24 protein-coding genes, 1 tRNA gene and 1 pseudogene are annotated in these 18008 nt (G+C 69.5%); 24 read left to right on the top strand and 2 right to left on the bottom strand.

Annotated features, from left to right (window positions below):
* The first annotated feature begins 64 nt into the window (after nt 1-64).
* The 4 genes from ABIB28_RS10960 (at nt 65) to ABIB28_RS10975 (ending at nt 3382) form a co-directional block, all read left to right on the top strand.
* Nucleotides 65-1573 carry an NAD(P)(+) transhydrogenase (Re/Si-specific) subunit beta gene (locus tag ABIB28_RS10960; RefSeq protein WP_354288150.1) on the top strand — a complete coding sequence of 503 codons (1509 nt, stop codon included), beginning with the start codon at nt 65-67 and terminating at the stop codon, nt 1571-1573.
* Nucleotides 1574-1773: 200 nt separating this feature from the next.
* Entirely contained in the window at nt 1774-2733 is a 960-nt protein-coding gene (locus ABIB28_RS10965) for a hypothetical protein (protein ID WP_354288151.1), read from the top strand.
* A gap of 79 nt (nt 2734-2812) precedes the next feature.
* Nucleotides 2813-2888 (top strand) — tRNA-Val (locus ABIB28_RS10970).
* Nucleotides 2889-3016: 128 nt separating this feature from the next.
* Nucleotides 3017-3382, top strand: a complete 366-nt coding sequence (locus ABIB28_RS10975; protein ID WP_354288152.1) for a hypothetical protein — start codon at nt 3017-3019, stop codon at nt 3380-3382.
* A gap of 47 nt (nt 3383-3429) precedes the next feature.
* On the opposite strand, the gene ABIB28_RS10980 is transcribed toward ABIB28_RS10975, so the two are convergent.
* Nucleotides 3430-4209, bottom strand: a complete 780-nt coding sequence (locus ABIB28_RS10980) for a glutaminyl-peptide cyclotransferase (RefSeq protein WP_502958236.1) — start codon at nt 4207-4209, stop codon at nt 3430-3432.
* Nucleotides 4209-4793 (bottom strand): helix-turn-helix domain-containing protein, encoded by a 585-nt coding sequence (locus ABIB28_RS10985; RefSeq protein WP_354288154.1) that lies wholly within the window; start codon nt 4791-4793, stop codon nt 4209-4211. Before ABIB28_RS10985 ends, ABIB28_RS10980 begins: the two co-directional genes overlap by 1 nt.
* A gap of 91 nt (nt 4794-4884) precedes the next feature.
* On the opposite strand from ABIB28_RS10985, the gene ABIB28_RS10990 reads away from it, so the two are divergent.
* From ABIB28_RS10990 to ABIB28_RS11085, 20 genes and pseudogenes are all read left to right on the top strand, one after another.
* Nucleotides 4885-5346: a DUF6456 domain-containing protein gene (locus ABIB28_RS10990; RefSeq protein WP_354288155.1), complete on the top strand. Its 462-nt coding sequence runs from the start codon at nt 4885-4887 to the stop codon at nt 5344-5346.
* A 69-nt stretch (nt 5347-5415) separates the two neighbouring features.
* Nucleotides 5416-5679: a hypothetical protein gene (locus ABIB28_RS10995; RefSeq protein WP_165954421.1), complete on the top strand. Its 264-nt coding sequence runs from the start codon at nt 5416-5418 to the stop codon at nt 5677-5679.
* 57 nt (nt 5680-5736) lie between these two features.
* Nucleotides 5737-6816 carry a DUF2855 family protein gene (locus tag ABIB28_RS11000; RefSeq protein WP_354288156.1) on the top strand — a complete coding sequence of 360 codons (1080 nt, stop codon included), beginning with the start codon at nt 5737-5739 and terminating at the stop codon, nt 6814-6816.
* Between the two features lie 84 nt (nt 6817-6900).
* Nucleotides 6901-7845, top strand: coding sequence for a diaminopimelate epimerase (dapF, locus tag ABIB28_RS11005; protein WP_354288157.1), 945 nt, complete (start codon nt 6901-6903; stop codon nt 7843-7845).
* Nucleotides 7846-7916: 71 nt separating this feature from the next.
* Nucleotides 7917-8465 (top strand): glycine zipper 2TM domain-containing protein, encoded by a 549-nt coding sequence (locus ABIB28_RS11010; RefSeq protein ID WP_322160871.1) that lies wholly within the window; start codon nt 7917-7919, stop codon nt 8463-8465.
* 148 nt (nt 8466-8613) lie between these two features.
* On the top strand, nt 8614-9171 hold the full coding sequence (locus ABIB28_RS11015; RefSeq protein WP_354288158.1) for a hypothetical protein: 558 nt from the start codon (nt 8614-8616) through the stop codon (nt 9169-9171).
* On the top strand, nt 9168-10517 hold the full coding sequence (locus ABIB28_RS11020) for a DNA-packaging protein (protein ID WP_354288159.1): 1350 nt from the start codon (nt 9168-9170) through the stop codon (nt 10515-10517). Before ABIB28_RS11015 ends, ABIB28_RS11020 begins: the two co-directional genes overlap by 4 nt.
* A 232-nt stretch (nt 10518-10749) precedes the next feature.
* Nucleotides 10750-11433, top strand: coding sequence for a spermidine synthase family protein (locus tag ABIB28_RS11025; RefSeq protein WP_354288160.1), 684 nt, complete (start codon nt 10750-10752; stop codon nt 11431-11433).
* A 119-nt stretch (nt 11434-11552) separates the two neighbouring features.
* A complete protein-coding gene (locus tag ABIB28_RS11030) occupies nt 11553-12710 on the top strand; it encodes a phage portal protein (protein WP_354288161.1) in 1158 nt (385 codons plus the stop codon).
* A 116-nt stretch (nt 12711-12826) separates the two neighbouring features.
* Nucleotides 12827-13141, top strand: coding sequence for a DUF6127 family protein (locus ABIB28_RS11035; protein ID WP_133191664.1), 315 nt, complete (start codon nt 12827-12829; stop codon nt 13139-13141).
* An 8-nt stretch (nt 13142-13149) separates the two neighbouring features.
* Nucleotides 13150-13605: pseudogene (locus tag ABIB28_RS11040) on the top strand (HK97 family phage prohead protease).
* Nucleotides 13598-13795, top strand: coding sequence for a cold-shock protein (locus ABIB28_RS11045; RefSeq protein ID WP_133191666.1), 198 nt, complete (start codon nt 13598-13600; stop codon nt 13793-13795). Before ABIB28_RS11040 ends, ABIB28_RS11045 begins: the two are co-directional and overlap by 8 nt.
* Nucleotides 13796-13924: 129 nt before the next feature.
* Nucleotides 13925-14968, top strand: coding sequence for a phage major capsid protein (locus ABIB28_RS11050; protein ID WP_354288162.1), 1044 nt, complete (start codon nt 13925-13927; stop codon nt 14966-14968).
* 159 nt (nt 14969-15127) lie between these two features.
* Nucleotides 15128-15676: a head-tail connector protein gene (locus tag ABIB28_RS11055; protein WP_189677029.1), complete on the top strand. Its 549-nt coding sequence runs from the start codon at nt 15128-15130 to the stop codon at nt 15674-15676.
* A complete protein-coding gene (locus tag ABIB28_RS11060; protein WP_354288163.1) occupies nt 15670-15867 on the top strand; it encodes a hypothetical protein in 198 nt (65 codons plus the stop codon). Before ABIB28_RS11055 ends, ABIB28_RS11060 begins: the two co-directional genes overlap by 7 nt.
* Complete coding sequence (gene gp17 / locus ABIB28_RS11065) at nt 15864-16250, top strand: tail completion protein gp17 (protein WP_354288164.1); 387 nt, start codon at nt 15864-15866, stop codon at nt 16248-16250. The genes ABIB28_RS11060 and gp17 overlap by 4 nt, the downstream gene beginning before the upstream one ends.
* 223 nt (nt 16251-16473) lie before the next feature.
* Nucleotides 16474-16881, top strand: a complete 408-nt coding sequence (locus ABIB28_RS11070) for a phage tail tube protein (protein WP_354288165.1) — start codon at nt 16474-16476, stop codon at nt 16879-16881.
* On the top strand, nt 16878-17192 hold the full coding sequence (locus ABIB28_RS11075; protein ID WP_354288166.1) for a gene transfer agent family protein: 315 nt from the start codon (nt 16878-16880) through the stop codon (nt 17190-17192). The genes ABIB28_RS11070 and ABIB28_RS11075 overlap by 4 nt, the downstream gene beginning before the upstream one ends.
* Entirely contained in the window at nt 17192-17395 is a 204-nt protein-coding gene (locus tag ABIB28_RS11080) for a phage tail assembly chaperone (RefSeq protein ID WP_354288167.1), read from the top strand. The genes ABIB28_RS11075 and ABIB28_RS11080 overlap by 1 nt, the downstream gene beginning before the upstream one ends.
* Nucleotides 17385-17942 carry a tail tape measure protein gene (locus ABIB28_RS11085; RefSeq protein ID WP_354288168.1) on the top strand — a complete coding sequence of 186 codons (558 nt, stop codon included), beginning with the start codon at nt 17385-17387 and terminating at the stop codon, nt 17940-17942. The genes ABIB28_RS11080 and ABIB28_RS11085 overlap by 11 nt, the downstream gene beginning before the upstream one ends.
* The last annotated feature ends 66 nt before the right edge of the window (nt 17943-18008 follow it).

The raw sequence follows: 18008 nt of genomic DNA on the forward strand, positions 1-18008 counted from the left end.
GCTGGGGCAAATGGCGCGGTGGACCCCGGAACAGGTCCGGGGTGACGGTAAGGGGTTCGAACACGTGGAACATTTAACGGTCAATCCCTGGGCATCGCTCGCCTATCTCGTCGCCGGGGTGTGCTTCATCCTCGCGCTGCGCGGGCTGTCGAGCCCGGCGACCTCGCAGCGCGGCAACCGCATGGGCATCATCGGCATGACCATCGCGGTGGTGACGACGCTCATCACGCACGTCCCGACAATCCAGACGCTCGCGGTCGGGACGACCGACACCGGCTTCGACTATGTCGCGATGCTGTCGCGCATCGATGCGCTGACCTTCGTCGAGATCCTCGCCGCGATCGGCATCGGCGCGGTGATCGGCGTGACCACGGCGCGCCGCATCGCGATGACCGACATGCCGCAGCTCGTCGCGGCGTTCCATTCGCTGGTCGGTCTGGCTGCAGTGCTCGTCGCGTGCGCTGCCTATCTCAACCCCGGTGCGTTCGGCATCGCGCAGATGCTTGTCACCGACACCGGCGTCCCGCTCGCCTACATCTTCCCGGTCAGCCGGATCGAAATGGGTCTCGGCGTCGCGATCGGCGCGATCACCTTCTCGGGCTCGGTGATCGCCTTCCTCAAGCTCAACGGCAACATGGGCGGCAAGCCGATCATGCTGCCGGGGCGCCATGTCATCAACCTCGGCGTGCTCGCCGCGATCCTTGGCCTGATCGCCTATTTCACGCAGGACCAAGCCCCGTGGATCTTCTGGACGATCACGCTGCTGAGCTTCGTGATCGGTTTCCTGCTGATCATCCCGATCGGCGGCGCGGACATGCCGGTCGTCGTGTCGATGCTCAATTCCTATTCGGGCTGGGCGGCGGCGGCGATGGGATTCACGTTGCACAATACGGCGATGATCATCACCGGTGCGCTGGTCGGCTCGTCGGGCGCGATCCTCAGCTACATCATGTGCAAGGCGATGAACCGCAGTTTCATCTCCGTGATCGCGGGCGGCTTTGGCGGGGATAGCGCGGGCGGTGCTGCCGCGGCGGCGAGCGACCGGCCGTGGAAGCGCGGGTCGGCCGAGGACGCCGCCTTCCTGCTCGGCCAGGCCGAACAGGTCATCATCGTGCCGGGCTACGGCATGGCAGTGAGCCAGGCGCAGCACGTGCTGCGCGAGATGGGCGACAAGCTCAAGGAACATGGCGTCCGCGTGAAATACGCGATCCACCCCGTGGCGGGACGTATGCCTGGGCACATGAACGTGCTGCTCGCCGAGGCGAACGTGCCGTATGACGACGTGTTCGAGCTCGAGGACATCAACTCCGAATTCGCGCAGACCGATGTCGCCTTCGTGATCGGCGCCAACGACGTCACCAACCCGGCGGCCAAGACCGACAAGACCTCGCCGATCTACGGCATGCCCGTGCTCGACGTCGAAAAGGCCAAGACCGTGTTGTTCATCAAGCGCTCGATGGGCGGGGTCGGCTATGCCGGCGTCGACAACGACGTGTTCTATATGGACAATACGATGATGCTGCTCGGCGACGCCAAGAAGATGGTCGAGGAAATCGTCAAGGCGATCGAATAGCGGGCGCGCCGATCCGGCGGGATTGTCTGGGGCGTTCCAAAGCGGTCTCGTCCGTTTCGGATCTGATTGCTGCTTCGATCCCTGAGCACCGCGGCGGTTACCCCCGAATCGGCGTGACTTAGGCTACCCCGTTTCGGAGTAATGCGTAATTTGCGGATGTCGGCACGGCATCCGCCGGGCATTGGGGGCGGGCGAGCATGATGGCGATCACGCAATCGACGAACTGGTCCGCCCGCGGCGCTTCGGGCGGGGGCGTGTTGATCATCGCGGACCAGGACGCAGTCCGAAACGCCGAGGATGCGGTCGCCGCGGCGCAAGGACGCTTGCTCGCCCGCGTTGGCTGGGATGACGCGCTCGACCGGTTCGAGCAGCAAGGCGCGGTCGGAATCGTGCTCGCCGAAGCTGCCGGAGTCGACGATGCGGTGCTCGCCCATGTGCTGCCGGTGCTCGACGGCATCGCGCGTCGCGACACCACCCGCATCGTCGCGACAATCGAACCGCGCCAGATCGATCTGGTTGCAGGGGCGCTGACCGGGGCCGGCGTCGATCTGCTATGTGGCCCGACACTCGCCGATCGCGTCGTCGCGCTGTGTCTGGCCGCCAGCGGGCACGGCGAGCGCGCCTATGACGTCGTGCGCGAGAGCGAAGCCACGCGACTGCGGCGCCTGCACGAAGAAGTCGCGCGGATTGCCGAAACGCTCGCGCGGCTGACGCGCGATGACCCGGCACCCCATGCCGATCCTGGCTTCGCGCGCAGCGTCGAGGAGCCGACGCTGTCGTATCGCACGCAGTCGATCGACGCGCCGCCCGTGGAGATTGCCGCCCGCGACATCCGCAAGGCGATTCGCGCGCGACGCTTGCGCGACCAGCATTTCGGCGCAGGACTGTTCGAGGACCCTGCCTGGGACATGCTGCTCGATCTGTTCGCCGCCGAATTGGAGCGAGCGCAAGTCTCGGTATCGAGCCTGTGCATCGCCGCGGCGGTGGCGCCGACGACCGCGCTGCGCTGGATCGCACGGATGACCGAAGCGGGGCTGTTCGAACGCCGTCCCGATCCCTTCGACCGCCGCCGCGCGTTCATGGGCCTTTCGCGGCGCGCGAGTATGGGGATGCGGCACTATTTCGCGGCATTGCGGGCCGCTGGGATGGCGCTCGGCTAGCAGCTTTGGCGCTCGGCCGGCTTGCCTTGCGCCGCAAGGCGTGGCAGTCGCGCTCCACCGACGCGCCAAAGCGCGATTGGGGCGATTAGCTCAGTTGGTAGAGCGTCTCGTTTACACCGAGAATGTCGGCGGTTCGAGCCCGTCATCGCCCACCATTCCCACCGCCTCCCCTTGCCACACGCGCGTCGCTTCCCGCCGAAATGGGTGCGTCTCCGCTCAGTCGTGTTCAAAGCCTTGATAGACTTGTCGCTGCCAAAACCTGGCAAAAACAAGGAGGATCATCATGGCGACGCACGAGCATGCATCATTCGATTCGGAGATCATCAAGCAATCGCTGGCGGCCGCGAAGGCGCATAGCGATGAGCTGCACGCAAGCCTGGCCCCCGGCGCGATGGAACTGACCGACGGCGCGATGATGATCGGGGCGCAGTGCATCAGTGTCACGGTCAAGAACCACAAGGTCTGCATCAACCTGCCGCTCGGCATAGGCAGCAAGTGCTTCACCGTTCCTGCCTGGGTGCCCGAGGGCACCGCGGTGCAGGCGTGCCTCGACATTTGCACCAAATGGGGCATCCCGTGCGGCGTCCAGGTCACGCTGTCGGTCGCCGGCAAGCTCATCCTCAAAAAGAGCTTCGGCTGCAGCTGCTGAGGGGATGGGGCGGGGCGGCGTTGCCGTTCCCGCCTTCCCGGCGTGCGTTACGACGGGCGCTGGGGCCGTGCGATCTCGAACAGGCGCGGCCAGTTCTTGCCCGTCACGTAGAGCTTATGCGCGGCACGATCGTACGCGATCCCGTTGGGTACCGAATCGCGATCGGTTATGCCCACCTGCGCGATCAGCGGCGCGAGGTCGATCACGCCGCGGACATGCCCGTCGGCGGGATCGATCCGCACGATGTAGCGCGTCATCCAGATATTCGCGAGAATCTCGCCATCGACATATTCGAGCTCGTTGAGCCGTTCGAGCGGTCGCCCGCCGAGCGTCACGGTGAGCCGGCGCACGACCTTCTGCGTCTTGGGATCGAGATAGCGCAGCACGGGCGTCCCGTCGGACAGGATCAGGTTGCGGCCGTCCTCGGTCATCGCCCAGCCTTCGCCGTCATAGCGGAAGCCGCCGCTGCGCTTGAGCGCGGGCAAGCTCCAGCGGAAGCCCTGGCCGCCGTGCCAGGTGACGCTGAAAAGGTCGTTGCGCCACGCGACGATCCCCTCGCCGAACAGCGCGGGCGGGAGCTTCGCGCGGGCGAGGACGCGACCGCTCGTCAAGTCGACGCGGCGGATGTCGGATTGACCCTCGCGGCCAGTGCTTTCGTAAAGCGTGCCGCGGTCGATCAGCAGGCCTTCGGTGAACGCGCTGGTGTCGTGCGGATAGTTTGCGAGGATGCGCGCCGGTTCGGGCGTGATCGGCGCAGGCGTGGCGACGGGCGCGGGCGCGGCGGCGCCTTGCAGCGCGGCGAGGGCGGCGAGCAGCAGAGCGCGCATCACAGGCTGCGCACCAAGGTGACGGCGGTCGCGATCCATGCCGGGTCGGCGACGACTTGCTGGCGCGACCCCGGTCCGAGCGGGAGCAGATGCAGTTTGCCGCCGCCGCCGGCTGGTTCTGGCCCCTCACGTCCGATCAGTCGCCCGAACAGGAAGCGGCCGGCGGGGCGCGGGACGAGCACGTCGCGATTGAGTGCACTGGCAAAGCGATCGGGTGCGATCCGCGCGCACCAGATCTGGTCGCCCGCGCGATATTCGCCAACCCCGGCCTGAACACTGACCGCGACATGCGCTGGCGCGGCGGTTGGTGGGACGATCGTCGCGGGCTGACGCGGAGCGTGCGCGCCGCTTGGATCAAGCAGCGCAGCGACGGCGATGTCGGCGCGGTCCGGCAGCGTGACGAGATCGGCCGCCTGAACGCCGAGTGCTGCTGCGATACGGTTTAGCCAGGCGACGGAAACTGTGCGCGTTCCGGTTTCGAGGCGGCCGATCGTCTGGGCGGTGGTTGGCGGGACGCAGGCGCGGGCGACGTCGTCGAGCGTCATCCCCTTGGCGCGACGGACTTCGCGAATCGCGGTGATCATCGGCAAGCTCCTAACCAGATCGGTTTTTTCGCTGTCCTACAAGCGCGCGCGCATGGCAATCCCCTACGCGACTCGAGCAAGGAGCGGAACGATGCGGGAGCTGGTTGAGCGCAATTTCATAGACGGTGTGGTGGGCGACGCGCCAGCGGCGAAGGGAGGGCGCCGGGTCACGGTCAACCAGGCCGAGTCGCCGCTCGCTTGGCTGCGGGCGCGGGGGCTGGTCGACGCGCGGCAGTTCGAGGCGGGCGAGCGGTTGCGCGCCGATTACGAGCGCGCGGCGATTGCGCCGCGAGTCACGATGACCTGGAGTGCGCGCGTCGATGGCGGGAGCGATGCGCTCGACCCGACGCTTGCGCAGATCGCCGCCAAGCGGCGATTCGACGCGGCGATCGCGGCGGTCGGCAAGGGGTTGAGCGATGTACTCTGGCGCGTGGTGTGCGCGGGCGAGGGGCTGCCGGTCGCCGAAAAGGCGCTCGGCTGGCCACAGCGCGCGGGGCGGCTGGTGCTGACGCTCGCGCTCGACCGGCTGGCCGATTTCTACGGTCTGCGATGAAGCGGCGTGGCGCGGCTCTTAACCACGCTCGCGCACGTTTCCCTCATTCCTATCACGGAAACCCGCGGCATGCCCTTGTCGACCCATGCCGCGCACTTGCAACACCAGATCAACACGCAGCTCGAGCTGGCCGGACTGGCACTGTGCGATTCGATTCGCGCGATGCACGAGGATCTCGAAAAGCTGTACCGCTCGCAACTCGTCGCGCTGGTGTTGGCCGAGCAGCTCGCTCTGGCGCAGGAGCTCCAGCCGACGAGGCCCACGCCAAGGTGCGCAGCCGCGGCATGGTCCTATGGGGTGCCGATGCTGCACGACGTTACGCACCCGGTATAACGCTGGCCTCGCACCGCGCGGCACGCCAAGGTGCGCCGACGCAACGAGGAGACTGCCATGCCGATCAAGCGCGAAATGCTGGTGCGCCGCGATGCGCTCGACCAATTGGCGGTGAACGAGACGCTCGTGTCGGACCCGGGCGCGGGCGAGGTGCTGCTCCAGGTCGAGGCGATCGCGATCACCGCCAATACCGTGACCTACGGCGTGGTCGGCGAGACCGTCGGCTATTGGAAATTCTTCCCCGCGCCCGAGGGGTGGGGCGTGGTGCCGGCCTGGGGCTTTGCGCGCGTCGTCGCGTCGCGCTGCGCGGAGATCGCGGTCGGCGAGCGCGTCTATGGTTTCATGCCGATGGCATCGCACCTGCTCGTCACGCCCGGCAAGATCGGCCGCGGGCTGTTCCGCGACATGGCGCCGCACCGCCAGCCGATGAGCGCGGTCTACAACCAATATCGCCGGCTCGGCGCCGAACTGCCCGCGACGCCCGAGCGCGAGGCGCTGCGGATGCTGTTCGAGCCGCTGTTCCTGACAAGCTTCCTGATTGAGGACGCGCTGCGCCGTGCCGACCACCACGGCGCGCACAGCGTCGTGCTGACGAGCGCATCGAGCAAGACCGCGCTCGCCGCCGCCTATGTGTTGCGGGCGCGCAGCCCCGGCTTGCAGCGGATCGGGCTGACCGCAGCGGCCAACGTTGCCTTTGTCGAGGGCACCGGGCTGTACGACAGCATGCTCGCCTATGATGCGATCGATACGCTCGCCCCGACGGGACCGAGCGTGCTGATCGATTTTGCCGGCGATGCCGCCGTGCTCGAGGCGGTCTATGCGCGGCTGGCGGGGCGGATCGCGCACAGCCTGCGCGTCGGGGTGACGCATCACGACGCCGCCACCGCGTCCCCGCTGCCGCTCGCGCCCAAGCCCGTCTGGTTCTTTGCGCCCGACGCCGCGACGACGCTGATCGGCGAGATCGGGCAGGACGCGTTCAACGTGGCGGTCGCGGCGCAGTGGGACGGCTTTGTCGAGCTTGCGGCGGGGCTGGTGAAAGTCGCCGAGGACAGCGGGATCGATGCGCTCCAGCGGATCTGGCGGTTGCAGGTCGCGGGACAAGCGAAGCCCGACATCGGCTATTGCGTCCGGCTCTGACCCACGCGGCGCTCGCCGTCCGTTGCGCGCGAGTCGTCGCGCGCGGCTTGTTGCCGTCCCCGTGCACCCGCTAAGGCGCTGACTATGCAGATCGACTTTCTCAAATGCCACGGTTCGGGCAATGATTTCCCGCTGATCGACGCGCGCGACCTCGCGCTGTCCGAAGACGAATGGGCGCGCGTCGCGGTCGCGCTCGCGGATCGCGGCGGGAGTGTGGGGGGCGACGGATTACTGCTGCTCACCGCGGGCGATGCGACGCACGAGTTCGGGATGCGGATGTTCAATTCGGACGGGAGCGAGGCCGAGACGTGCCTCAACGGCTTGCGCTGCGTCGCGCGCGCCGGTTTCGAGGCATTGGGGATCGACGAGGCGCGCGTGCGGCTCAAGACGTCCGACGCGCACGTCTCGCGCGATCCCGATCTTGCCGCGGGCGTGGTGACGATCCGCGAGGTGGCCGGCCCGGTCGATCTCGACGTGTCGCACTGGCCGATGCACATCGGCGTCGCGCGGATCGTCGAGGCGCCGATCGCGCCGCTCGGCAGCGAGCGCGTGTTTACCGCAGTGGCGATTCCCAACCCGCATCTGGTCTGCTTCGTCGAGACGATCGACGAGGCGGAGCTCGTCGCGCTCGGCACGCAATGCGAGGCGGCGCCCGACTGGCTGCCCAACCGCGCCAACGTCTCGTTCGTCGAAGTGCGCGGCGCCAATCTGCTGTTCGTGCGCACCTTCGAGCGCGGCGTCGGCCTCACCGACAGTTGCGGCAGCGCGATGGCGGCATCGACCTATGCCGCGTGCCTGACGCGGCGCTGCGGCTTCGGCACCGAGATCACGGTGCACAATCGCGGCGGGCTGGTCCGTGCCGAGGCGCGCGAGGACGGGATGGTGCGCCTCTCGGGCAATGCGACGGTCGAATGGCTCGGTTCGGTCGATATTCATCTCGCGACGCGCACAGCCGGGCCCGTCACCGTGACGACGCGCCATGACGATGAAGTCGCGGCGTGGCGCGGGGTGGTCGACGCGATCGTCTGAGATTGGGCCGGTTCGGTCGCAACCAAAGCGGGGTCGAGTCGTTATCGTGCCGTAACCAATTGGAGGTCCCTATGCGCCGTCTCGCTTCTCTTGTCCCCGCGTTCGCGCTGTTGCTTGCCGGCGTTACGCCTGCGCTCGCCCAGACCCAGGCCGAAGATCAGCGCTTCGCCCAGGCGCAGCAGCGTCTCGACACCGAGCTCGGCATCTTCCGGGCCGAGTTCGATCGCTACCAGCAAGCGCGCGCGCGTGGGTATCGCGACGTTCGCCCGGCCTATAACGACTCGCGCTATGCCGACCCGAGGTATGCCGATCCGCGCTACGACGACCGCTATGAGGCGGGCTATGACCCGACGCGCTACTATCGCGCCGATCCGACGCGCTATCAGGAGCGTGTGCTGAGCAGCGACGACCGCATCTATCGCGGCAGCGACGACCGCTATTACTGCAAGCGCAACGACGGCACGACGGGCCTGATCGTCGGCGCGGTCGGTGGCGGTGCGCTCGGCAACGTGATTGCAGGCGGCCATTCGCGCGGCGTCGGCACGATCCTCGGCGCGATTGCCGGTGGCGTGCTCGGCAAGAGCGTCGACCAGAACAACAGCGAGGTCCGCTGCCGCTAAAGCGAACCAAAGCGGTACAAACCGCTTGACATCGTCGCGCTGTTTTGGTACATAACAGGAACGATGCAGAATTGCGACCTTGAGGGGCCGGGGCGGAAACGCCTGCGGCCCCTTTTGTTTGGCGCTGCGGCAGCGATGGGAGAGCGCGATGACGGGGGAGGCGACCGGTAAGGACGCTGAGGCGCTGGGTACGGATACGCTCGGCACGCTTGCAACCACGGGCAAGCCGCGCCGTGTTTACACGACGCGCGGTGACGGATGGACCATCGCCAGGCGCGTGGCGTTCCTGGATCATCTCGCTGCGACCTGTAATATCGCGCAATCGGCCAAGGCGGTCGGCAGTTCGGCGAGCGGAGTGTATGCGCTGCGCCGCCGCGACGCCGCCTTCGCCGAACAGTGGCGCGAGGCGATCGACCTCGGATACGAGCTGCTCGAGACCAAAGTGCTCGCTTTCGCGCTCGGGCAGCGCGACGACGGATCGATGATCGGCGACCCGGACGCGGTCGCGGCGGCGCCCATCGATCCGGATGCGGCGCTCAAGCTGGTGCGCCAGCATCAGGCGATGCGTGCCGCGGACACGCCGCACAACGCGCGGCGCCGCACCCCCTTCGCCTTCAAGCATACGACGATCGAGGAAGTCCGCGATGCCTTGCTCGCCAAGCTTGCGGCGCGCGCCCGGCGGCGCGCGCGGAGTGGCCTGGCATGACGCGGGCAAAGCGCAGGCGCGCAGATGCCGGCCCCGATCTCGACGCGCTGCTCGATCAGCTCGCCGCGCTCGACCGTGCCGACCAGATTTCCATCCTCGACCGCATGAGCCGCCCGCAATTGCGCACGCTGAACAATGCGTGGCGCTATTGGGCGCATCCCGGACAGCTCGCGCCGCCGGGTGCGTGGCGCGTCTGGCTGATCCGCGCAGGGCGCGGCTTCGGCAAGACGCGCGCCGGGGCCGAATGGGTCAGCGCGATGGCGCGCGCGCATCCCAAGGCGCGGATCGCGCTGGTCGGCGCGACCGAGGAGGATGTGCGGCGCGTGATGATCGAGGGCGAGGCGGGGTTGCTCAGCGTCGCGCATGGTGGCGAGCGGACCGCCTATCGCCGCGCCGATGGCGTCGTCGAATTCGAGTCAGGGGCGGTCGCGGCGGTGTTCTCGGCGGCGGCACCCGAGAAACTCCGCGGGCCCGAGCATCAGATCGCGTGGTGCGACGAGCTCGCCAAGTGGCGTTACGGCGATGCGGCGTGGGACAATCTGATGCTCGGGATGCGGCAGGGCAGCGATCCGCGCGTCGTGGTGACGACGACGCCGCGCTCCGTCCCGCTGCTGCAGCGCGTGATGGGCGCGGCGGGGACGGTCGAGACGCGGGGCAGCAGCCATGACAACCCGCATTTGCCCGATGCCTTTCTCGCGGCGATCGAGGCGCAATACGGCGGGACGCGGCTCGGGCGGCAGGAGATTGCGGGCGAGCTGATCGAGGATCTCGACGGTGCGCTGTGGACGCGCGCGATGCTCGACGATTGCCGGGTCGATGCCGCGCCAGAGAGTGTGCGCGTCGTGGTCGCGGTCGATCCGCCGGCGGGGAGTGCCGATGGGAGCGGCGACGCGTGCGGGATCGTCGCGGTCGCGCTCGGGCGCGACGGGCGTGGCTATGTGCTCGAGGATGCGAGCGTTGCGGGGCTTTCGCCCGAGGGGTGGGCGCGCGCGGTGGTGGCGTGTGCGGCGCGGCACGGCGCCGACCGCGTGATCGCCGAGAAGAACCAGGGCGGGCAGATGGTGGCGAGCGTGCTGTTCGCCGCCGATGCCGCGCTGCCGCTCGCGCTGGTCCATGCCAAGCTCGGCAAGGGCGCGCGGGCCGAGCCGGTCGCGACACTCTACGAACGCGGCAAGGTGGCGCATGTCGGGGTGTTTGCCGCGCTCGAGGCCGAATTGTGCGGGCTGGTGGTCGGCGGGGCGTATCGCGGGCCGGGGCGATCGCCCGATCGCGCGGATGCCCTGGTGTGGGCGCTGACCGAGCTGATGATCGTCAAGCGCAAGGTGGCGCGGGTGCGGCCGTGGTGAGTCGGCGGGGTGCGGCCTTGGCACCGCGGGGCGGCGGGGTTGCGCCATGGGCTCGAGGGGGCCGGGAGGCGGGCGACGGGACTGTAAAACGCAGCCTGCCGCAGCCGCACGATCGGCCGATCGGGAGCATGGGTATGTGGCCTGGCGCGCTCGGTGCCTTTCGTTTCGTGGGTTCTGGGCTTATGGCCCGGCGGCCCGGCCAGGCTTGGCCCGAGCATGAAGGAGCGCAGCGATGGTGCCGCGGGAATTGATCGACAGCGCGCAAATCCCCGGTGGGGACGTGATGACGCTCTATGCGCGCGGCGCGGACTTCATGATCGTGGTCGATCGCAACGAATTGATGAGCACGCGGATGAACGGCTCCGAAGAGGCGCTGGGAACGCTGGCGTGCGCGCGCATCGCCAAGGTCGCCGCGCCGCGCGTGCTGATCGGCGGGTACGGCATGGGCTTTACGCTGCGCGCGGTGCTCGGGCAGGTCGGGCCGAAGGCCGAGGTGACGGTCGCCGAGCTGGTGCCCGAGATCCTCGCCTGGGCGCGCGGGCCGATGGCGGCGGTGACCGACGGCTGCCTCGACGATCCGCGCACACGCGTGTTCGAGGGCGATGTCGCCGCCGCGATCGCGGCGGGCGCGAGCGAGGGGGCGGGGGGCTATGATGCGATCCTGCTCGATGTCGACAACGGTCCCGACGGGCTGGTGCGCGCGGAGAACAACCGGCTGTATGCGCCGCGCGGGCTGAAGATCACGCGCGAGGCGCTGCGGCCGGGGGGTGTGCTCGCGGTGTGGTCGGCCGGGCCCGATCCGCGCTTCGTCACGCGGTTGAAGGGGGCGGGGTTCCATGTCGAGGAAGTCGTCGTCAAGGCGCGGCAGAACGGCAAGGGGCCGCGCCACGTGATCTGGTTCGCGACGCGGGGGTAGCCGCGCGGGCGCCACGCGCAGGGTAAGGACAGGCCCTCCCCCAGCCCCTCCCGCTTGCGGGAGGGGAGCAAGAAGGCGCCCCTCCCGCACGCGGGCGGGCGAAGCAGCAGGAGATCAGCATGAAATTGTTCGGTCGCAAGGCCGGGCGCGATGAGTCGCGTCCGGTGCTCGAGGCGCGTCGCAGTTCGCGCTTCGTTGAAGGCGCGGGCGCGATTCCGGCGAGTTACCAGGAACAGGTGCGCGCGCTGTATCTGCGCAACGCGGTCGCGCAGCGGTCGGTGCGGATGATCGCCGATGCGCTCGGCGAGGCGCCGCTCGACGGGACGCCCGAGCTGGTGCGGCTGGTGCAGGCGCGCTCGGCCGGGCAAGCGCTGACTGCGACGCTCGCCGCGCAGTTGCTGCTCCACGGCAATGCCTATGTCCAACTGCTGACCGACGCGCAGGGGCGGTTGGTCGAGCTGTTCGCGTTGCGGCCCGAGCGCGTCACGGTCGAGGCCGATGCCGGGGGGTGGCCGGTCGCGTATCGCTACGGCGTGGGCACGCAATCGGTGCGGCTGGTCGCCGACGATCCGCGGCCGCAGATCGTCCATATCAAGGCGTTCCATCCGCTCGACGATCATTACGGGCTCGGCTGTCTCGGCGCGGCGGCGGGCGCGATCGCGCTGCACAATGCCGCGGCGGCGTGGAACACCGCGCTGCTCGACAATGCCGCGCGGCCATCGGGGGCGCTGGTCTATGATCCGGGCGACGGATCGGCGCTGTCGGGCGAGCAGTTCGCGCGGTTGCGCGACGAGCTCGATGCGAGCTTTGCCGGCGCGCGCAATGCCGGGCGGCCGATGCTGCTCGAAGGCGGGTTGAAATGGCAAGCGCTGAGCCTGACGCCGGCCGATCTCGATTTTGCCGAGATGAAGGCGGCGGCGGCGCGCGAGATCGCGTGCGGCTTCGGCGTGCCGCCGATGCTGCTCGGGCTGCCGGGCGATGCGACCTATGCCAATTACAAGGAAGCCAACCGCGCCTTGTGGCGCCAGGCGATCCTGCCGCTCGCGGGGACGATCCTCGCCGGGCTCGCGCAAGGCGTCGAGGGTTGGTTCGCGGGAGCGACGCTTGGCGTGGCGCTCGACCGCGTGCCGGCGCTTGCCGAGGATCGCGAACGGCTGTGGGCGCAAGTGAGCGCGGCGCCGTTCCTGACGCGCGACGAACAGCGCGCGATGGTCGGGCTCGGAACCCAGCCCGCTCCGGGCGACGGCGGGGCGCAGCGCGGGGCGATCGGGGGGTGAGGGGGCGCCTCGCGCGCGGACCTTCGATCCCTGACCTCTGCCCGCACCCTTCCCACGCCTTCGGCGCGGGCCTCTTCCCGCTCCCGATGGGAGAGGGCGTTTCGAAAGGATTCTTTATGGCACTCGCAGAGGGTACGCTGCTGGCGCAATTGCTGGCGCAGGGCGCGCAGGAAGGCGCCGATCTGGCGACGCTGCGCGCGATCGCCGAGGAAGGCGGCGAGCTGGCGGCGGCGCGCGCGCTGGCGCGGCTCGGGCTCGATGACCCCGATGCCGCCAAGGACATGGCCGAATTGCGCGCGCTGCTCGGCGCGTGGCGCGATGCCAAGCGCTCGGTGTGGAAGGCGGTGGTCGGCTGGGTGGTGCGGATCGCGGCGGCGCTGCTGCTGACGGGGCTCGCGGTCAAGTTCGGGTTCTGGGATCTGGTCAAGTGAGCGACGGCGTGCGCTTTGCGGGCTATGCCGCGATCTTCGATACGGTCGATCGCGGGGGTGACGTGATCCGCGCGGGGGCGTTTGCCGGGGTGAGCGCGGGCGTGCCGTTGCTGTGGCAGCATCGCGGCGTCCCGGTCGGTGCGATCGAGCGGATCGCGACCGATGCGCGTGGGCTGCGCGTGGTCGCGCGAGTCGACGATCCGCAGCTTGCGGGGCTGGTGCGCAGCGGGGCGGTGGCGGGGTTGTCGATCGGCTAACGCGCGCGCGGCGTGCGGCCGCGGCTGGGCGGGGGGCGGGTGCGCGAGCTGACCGCGCTCGAGCTGGTCGAAGTCAGCCTGGTCGCATCGCCGATGCACCCCGCCGCGCGAGTGCATCGCGTCGCCGATGCTGCTACGCCGATGCATCCCGACGCGGTTCCCGATCCCGGGCGGCGGCGCGCGGAGCGAAGGAACGATCATGGCTGAAGGCACCATCAAGCGACTGACCGACAAGGGCTTCGGCTTCATCGCCGACGCATCGGGCACCGACATGTTCTTCCACATGTCGAGCGTCGAGGGCGTGCGCTACGAGGATCTGCGCGAGGGCGAGAAGGTCACGTTCGACGTCGGCCAGGGGCCGAAGGGGCCACGCGCGGAGAACGTCAAGCAAGCGTGATGGCATGATGCGGTGCCGAGGCACCGCTCGAGTTCAGCAGAAGGGGCGTCGCGCTTGCGGCGCCCCTTTTTCGTGCGCGGTGACCGAGGACGTGGTCGCCCGATCCTTTTCAACACCAAGGAGACCAGCATGACCGATACGCACGACGCGCTCGACAGCTTTGCGGCGCAGGACATGGAGGCGATGCAGCGGCCGTTGCTCGAGCGGGCAGGAGCGCGGGGCGAGGGCGCGTTTGCGGGGTTCGTCCGCTCGGGCGCGACGCTCGAGATCAAGGCGCTGAGCAGCGTCAGCGGCGATGCCGGCGGCTATGCGATCCCGCGCGAGATCGACGCGCAGATCGACGCGACGCTCACCGCGATCTCGCCGATCCGCGGCGTCGCCAATGTCGTGCGCGTGGGAAGTGCGGGGTATCGCAAGCTCGTGACCACGGGCGGCACGCCGTCGGGCTGGGCGGCGGAGACCGATGCGCGCGGCGGCACGGGAACGCCGAGCTTCACCGAGATCGCGCCGCCGATGGGCGAGCTCTACGCCAATCCGAGCGCGAGCCAGGCGATGCTCGACGACGCCGCGTTCGATGTCGAGGAGTGGCTGGCGGGCGAGATCGCGACCGAATTCGCGCGGGCCGAGGGGGCGGCGTTCGTCAGTGGATCGGGCGTCAACCGGCCGAAGGGCTTCCTGCAGGCGCCGATCGCGGCGACCGGCGATGCCGCGCGTGCCTTCGGGACGCTGCAATATCTGGCGAGCGGCGCGGCGGGCGATTTCGCGGCGAACCCGCAGGATCGGCTGGTCGATCTCGTCCAGGCCCTGCGCGGGCCATACCGGCAGGGCGCGGTGTTCGTGATGAATGCGAGCACGCTCGCGCGGATCCGCAAGTTCAAGACCAGCGACGGCGCGTTCCTGTGGAGCCCGAGCCTCGTCGCGGGGACGCCGGCGAGCCTGCTCGGCTATCCGGTGATCGAGGCCGAGGACATGCCCGATATTGCGGCGAACAGCTGTGCGATCGCGTTCGGCAATTTCAAGGCGGGGTATCTCATCGCCGAGCGGAGCGAGACGGTGATCCTGCGCGATCCCTACACCAACAAGCCGTTCGTCAATTTCTACGCGACCAAGCGGATCGGCGGGTGCGTGGCGAACAGCGAGGCGATCAAGCTGCTCAAGTTCGCGGTGAGCTGAGCCGGTTTCCCTCTCCCGGTGGGAGAGGGTGACCGAGCGCAGCGAGGTCGGGTGAGGGCGGGGACGTGGCGCGCCCGATCTGCCCTCACCCTTCCCACTCGGCTGCGCCGAGCGGGCCCCTTCCCTCTCCCGCTGGGAGAGGGAGAGAGGAGACATTCCATGATCGATGACAATGGCCCGGGCGCGGTGACGCTTGGGGCGGACGACCGTGCGCTGGCGGTGGCGGCGGTCAAGGCGGTTCTGCGCGTGGCGAGTGGCGATGAGGATGATCTCATCGCCGCCTTTGCCGAAAGTGCGTTGGGGCTCGCCGAGCAATTCACTGGCCGCGTGATGATCGCGCGGGCCTTGCGCGAGAGCGTGACGGCGCGAGGCGGCTGGCAGCGGCTCGGCGCGCGGCCGGTGCGCGCGATCAGCGCGGTCGAGACGCGCGGTGGGAGTGCGCTCTCGGCTGAGCGGTATGCGATCGACATCGATGCGGCGGGGGATGGCTGGGTGCGCGTGGGGGGCGGGGGGCTGGTGGTCGTGCGCTATGCGGCGGGGATCGCGGTGGAGTGGGCGGGGCTGCCTGCTCCGCTGCGGCAGGGTGTCGCGTTGCTCGCGGCGTATCTGTTCGATGAGCGCGATGCGAGTGTCGCGCCGCCGGCTGCGGTGACGGCGTTGTGGCGGCCGTTTCGGCGCGTGACGCTGCGCGGGTCGGTGCGATGCTGAGCGCGCTCGAGGCGCGCGGGAGCGCGGCGGGTGCGGTGGCGGCCGAGCGCGCGCGGGTGCGCGTGGCGGAGGCGCTGCGCAGCGCTTTGCCGGGCGTCGCGATCAGCATCGAGGGCGAGCATGTCGTGCTGTCGGGGCGGATCGCGCCCGACGATCCGCGACTGCGCTGGATCGGGAGTCTGCTCGCATGAGCGCGGAAAGCGTGGTGCAGGCGGCGGCGCTCGACGCGCTGCGCGGGGTGGCGGGGCTCAACGGCGTGTATCTCGGTCCGCCCGTCAAGGCGACGCCGCCTTATGCGATGCTCGGCGAGCTGATGAGCGGCGACTGGAGCGTCAAGGATCGCGCCGGGCGTGAGCTGCGGGTGCTGGTCGCTTTGCGGGATGCGGGCGACGCGCCGGCGCGGCTTCATACGCTGTGCGCGGCGGTCGGCGCCGCGATCGAGGCGCTGCCGCGCGATCTTGCCGGGTGGCGGCTGGCGAGCGTGGTGCTGGTGCGATCGCGGATCGGGGGCGGCGCGCCCGGCGCCTGGAGCGCGAGCGTCGAATATCGCGTGCGGGTGTTGGCGGAGGGGTAGGGTGCCGCTCGGCGGTTCCGCGTTTCGACAGCGGTTTTGTTCGCGCGGAGACGCGGAGACGCGGAGATGTCGCGCTTGGGGTGCCCGGCGTGCCTGCCACCAACGATTTTGGGACGCGTCCGGTCCGAGCCGGGCGCGTCATCTCCGCGTCTCCGCGTCTCCGCGCGAACCCATTCCACGCGACGCACGAGCGGCATGTCGAACATCATAAGGAGATACAGCAATGAGTGCAGAACGCGGGAGCGCCTTCTTGTTGAAGGTCGGCAATGGCGGCAGTCCGATCGTCTATGCGACGGTGGCGGGGCTGCGGACGACGCAATTGAGCCTCAATGGCGAGATGGTGGCGATCACCTCGAAGGATTCGGGCGGGTGGCGCGACTTGCTGTCGGGGGCGGGGGTGCGCAGCGTCAGCGTGTCGGGGGCGGGGATCTTTACCGGCTCGGCGGCCGAGTTGCGGATCAAGGGCAATGCCCTCGCCGGAGTGATCGACGACTATCGGCTGAGCTTCGAGAGCGGCGAGACGCTGTCGGGCAAGTTCCTCGTCACGCGGCTCGATTATGCCGGGGATTACAATGGCGAGCGGTCGTACACGCTGAGCCTCGAGAGTTCGGGCGCGGTGGTGGCGGCATGAGCGCGCTCGCAAACCCGGTGCGCGGCGAGGCGGAGGTGCGGATCGCGGGCGAGACGATCGTGCTGCGGCCGAGCTTTGCGGCACTGGTCGCTGCCGAGGGCGAGATCGGGCCGCTGTTCGCGCTGGTCGAGCGCGCGGCGGCGGGGGCCTTGTCGCTCGGCGAGCTGGTCGCTTTGTTCTGGCATTGCCGGGGGGAGACGCCCGCCGCGATCACGCGCGCGCAGTTCGGCGAGGCGCTGGTCGAGCAGGGGCTCGCCGCGGCGACGCCGGTGCTGCGCGTGTTGCTCGGCCAGATCCTGGCGGGGCGGTGATGGCGTGCTTCGCCGATGCCGCGGCGCGGCTCGCGGGGCTGGCGGGTGCGGTGCTGGGGTGGAGCCCCGACCGTTTCTGGCGTGCGACACCCGCTGAACTGGCCGGTGTGGTGGCGGTGCTGCGCGGCGGGGATGCGGCGGTCGATCCGCCCGATGCCGCGACGCGCGCGCGATTGCAGGAGGCGTTTCCCGATGGACGATGAAATCGAACGGCTGGTCGTCGGCGTGCGCGCCGATACGGTGGGCTTTGCGCGCGATATCGATGCGATGCGCGCGAGCCTCGACGGGCCGCTGGTGAGTGGGGTCGACCGCGCCGGGCGCGCGATCGAGGCCACGCTGGGCAAGGCTTTGGCGGGCGGGAGCCTCGGCTTCGAGGATCTGCGCAAGGTCGCGCTGTCGGTGCTGGGCGATATCGCCGCGGCGGCGGTGCGGAGCGGGTTGAGCGCCTTGCTCGGCGGGGGTGGGGGTGGGGGCGACAGTCTGCTGGGCGTGCTTGGCGGGCTGATCGGCGGATCGCCCGGGCGTGCGACGGGCGGGCCGGTGTCGCCGGCGCGGCCCTATATCGTCGGCGAGCGTGGGCCCGAACTGTTCGTGCCCACGACGAGCGGGAGCATCGTCGCAAGCGGCGGCGCGGGTGGGCCGCGCGATGTGCGCGTGTCGATCACCGTGCAGGGCGGGAGCGATGCGCCGCAAGCGCTCGCCGCGTCGAGCCGGCAGGTGGCGCGCGCGGTGAAGGCGGCGCTTTCGTAAGATCGACTCCCCTCCCCTTCAGGGGAGGGGCTGGGGGTGGGGACGTGCTGGGTGGTCGGGGTCTTT

Source organism: Sphingomonas sp. UYEF23 (genome assembly GCF_040546165.1).
Taxonomy (GTDB): Bacteria; Pseudomonadota; Alphaproteobacteria; order Sphingomonadales; family Sphingomonadaceae; genus Sphingomonas; species Sphingomonas glacialis.

Excerpts from the sequence above, each read along its gene's own strand:
- ABIB28_RS11020 (WP_354288159.1), top strand. The coding sequence starts at position 9,168 with ATGACGCGGGCAAAGCGCAGGCGCGCAGATGCCGGCCCCGATCTCGAC.
- dapF (WP_354288157.1), top strand. The coding sequence starts at position 6,901 with ATGCAGATCGACTTTCTCAAATGCCACGGTTCGGGCAATGATTTCCCG.
- ABIB28_RS11075 (WP_354288166.1), top strand. The coding sequence starts at position 16,878 with ATGAGCGCGCTCGCAAACCCGGTGCGCGGCGAGGCGGAGGTGCGGATC.
- ABIB28_RS11030 (WP_354288161.1), top strand. The coding sequence starts at position 11,553 with ATGAAATTGTTCGGTCGCAAGGCCGGGCGCGATGAGTCGCGTCCGGTG.
- ABIB28_RS10965 (WP_354288151.1), top strand. The coding sequence starts at position 1,774 with ATGGCGATCACGCAATCGACGAACTGGTCCGCCCGCGGCGCTTCGGGC.
- ABIB28_RS11000 (WP_354288156.1), top strand. The coding sequence starts at position 5,737 with ATGCCGATCAAGCGCGAAATGCTGGTGCGCCGCGATGCGCTCGACCAA.
- ABIB28_RS10975 (WP_354288152.1), top strand. The coding sequence starts at position 3,017 with ATGGCGACGCACGAGCATGCATCATTCGATTCGGAGATCATCAAGCAA.
- ABIB28_RS10990 (WP_354288155.1), top strand. The coding sequence starts at position 4,885 with ATGCGGGAGCTGGTTGAGCGCAATTTCATAGACGGTGTGGTGGGCGAC.
- ABIB28_RS11070 (WP_354288165.1), top strand. The coding sequence starts at position 16,474 with ATGAGTGCAGAACGCGGGAGCGCCTTCTTGTTGAAGGTCGGCAATGGC.
- ABIB28_RS10980 (WP_502958236.1), bottom strand. The coding sequence starts at position 4,209 with ATGCGCGCTCTGCTGCTCGCCGCCCTCGCCGCGCTGCAAGGCGCCGCC.
- ABIB28_RS10995 (WP_165954421.1), top strand. The coding sequence starts at position 5,416 with ATGCCCTTGTCGACCCATGCCGCGCACTTGCAACACCAGATCAACACG.
- ABIB28_RS11025 (WP_354288160.1), top strand. The coding sequence starts at position 10,750 with ATGGTGCCGCGGGAATTGATCGACAGCGCGCAAATCCCCGGTGGGGAC.
- ABIB28_RS11085 (WP_354288168.1), top strand. The coding sequence starts at position 17,385 with ATGGACGATGAAATCGAACGGCTGGTCGTCGGCGTGCGCGCCGATACG.
- ABIB28_RS11060 (WP_354288163.1), top strand. The coding sequence starts at position 15,670 with ATGCTGAGCGCGCTCGAGGCGCGCGGGAGCGCGGCGGGTGCGGTGGCG.
- ABIB28_RS11050 (WP_354288162.1), top strand. The coding sequence starts at position 13,925 with ATGACCGATACGCACGACGCGCTCGACAGCTTTGCGGCGCAGGACATG.
- ABIB28_RS11015 (WP_354288158.1), top strand. The coding sequence starts at position 8,614 with ATGACGGGGGAGGCGACCGGTAAGGACGCTGAGGCGCTGGGTACGGAT.
- ABIB28_RS11035 (WP_133191664.1), top strand. The coding sequence starts at position 12,827 with ATGGCACTCGCAGAGGGTACGCTGCTGGCGCAATTGCTGGCGCAGGGC.
- ABIB28_RS11045 (WP_133191666.1), top strand. The coding sequence starts at position 13,598 with ATGGCTGAAGGCACCATCAAGCGACTGACCGACAAGGGCTTCGGCTTC.
- ABIB28_RS11055 (WP_189677029.1), top strand. The coding sequence starts at position 15,128 with ATGATCGATGACAATGGCCCGGGCGCGGTGACGCTTGGGGCGGACGAC.
- ABIB28_RS11010 (WP_322160871.1), top strand. The coding sequence starts at position 7,917 with ATGCGCCGTCTCGCTTCTCTTGTCCCCGCGTTCGCGCTGTTGCTTGCC.
- ABIB28_RS11080 (WP_354288167.1), top strand. The coding sequence starts at position 17,192 with ATGGCGTGCTTCGCCGATGCCGCGGCGCGGCTCGCGGGGCTGGCGGGT.
- ABIB28_RS10985 (WP_354288154.1), bottom strand. The coding sequence starts at position 4,793 with ATGATCACCGCGATTCGCGAAGTCCGTCGCGCCAAGGGGATGACGCTC.
- gp17 (WP_354288164.1), top strand. The coding sequence starts at position 15,864 with ATGAGCGCGGAAAGCGTGGTGCAGGCGGCGGCGCTCGACGCGCTGCGC.